Consider the following 1121-nt stretch of genomic DNA (forward strand, 5'->3'; position numbering starts at 1 on the left):
GCGCTATTGCGCTCCCGGGAGAGAGGGTCACCAGATAGAGTTTGGCGGTCGCCGACACGCGCTCAAGAACCAGCAGGCGGTCAGGGGCTAATGCCAACATATCGCAAAGCTTGACGTCGGCCCGGTCGACATCGCCAAGATCTCCGTCACGGCGAAAGCTGCCGGGCTTGTCGAGCGGGTAGAGGTGTTCGGCGAGCAGTGCGCCGCTCGAGGTTTCGAGGGTCCACAGCCTGACATGGCGAGCACGCCGTCCGGCGGCGTCGTCTGGATGAGCGAGCGGACTTTGAAAGGCCAGATGCAGGCGGCGACCGTCATCTGATAGCGCCAGGCCTTCGAAGCCGCGGTTAAGCCGGCGGCGCGCGGCAACCGCAGGTAGTGCACCGATTACGGGGTAGTTTGCGCCAGCGAACAACGCCTCTGTCCCGCCAGGAACCCAGCGCGCCCGCACACGACCGTCCGGCCCAAGTTGAAGCAAGGATGGGCCATATTCTTCGCCGACCCAAAAGCCGCCATCGGACGCGACGGCAATGCCCTCGGTATCCGCACCCCCTGGATCGGGTTGCAAGATGGTCCCATCGAGCCCAAGCGCCGGTTCAGCGGCGAGGGCGTCGCTGGCAGCGGGAGGCAGGCCGGACAGCGGGCGGCCAGCTACGTCGGTGAGCACCAGTGTCCGTCGTGCGGTCACATGGCTTGGGTCGATATGAAGTTCGACGATTGCCGGCCCGATCTCGGGGCATGGCATCAGCTTTGCGCCGGGCTTGTCGCCGTGTGGAGCCAACACATCGAGCCCATAATGTTCGATTGCCAGCGGCAGTTTCAAATTGGGTCCGCGATCGCCTATGGCCCACGCTGTGTGCGGTGAATCCCCAACGCGACGGGAGAGGCCCGAACCGATCCCCCGCGTGATGCGCAATGTTTTACGCGGAAGCTCGAGCCGCGCCAATTCCTCATCAACGAAAACAAGTTCGGTAATTTTTATATCGGGCATGTCAGGCGCGTAGCATGAATCACCCGGGGGCGTGGCTCGAATCTGGCCTGCGTGATGACGAGCCCATCCAAACTTGCGCGCCTTTCGAACGCTTTTCCTGTGGGCATCCATTTAGGCCGTGAAGGTCCGTTTC

Annotated in this window: 1 protein-coding gene; it reads right to left on the minus strand. The window is 63.0% G+C overall.

Translation table 11 applies throughout. From position 1 onward, the window contains the following. On the minus strand, positions 1 to 988 hold a 988-nt coding region (locus U1769_RS25275; protein ID WP_332720911.1), incomplete at its 3' end, for an esterase-like activity of phytase family protein. Between the last annotated feature and the right edge of the window lie 133 nt (positions 989 to 1121).

Origin of the sequence: Parasphingomonas zepuensis, assembly GCF_036663735.1 — a bacterium.
Taxonomy (GTDB): Bacteria; Pseudomonadota; Alphaproteobacteria; order Sphingomonadales; family Sphingomonadaceae; genus Sphingomonas.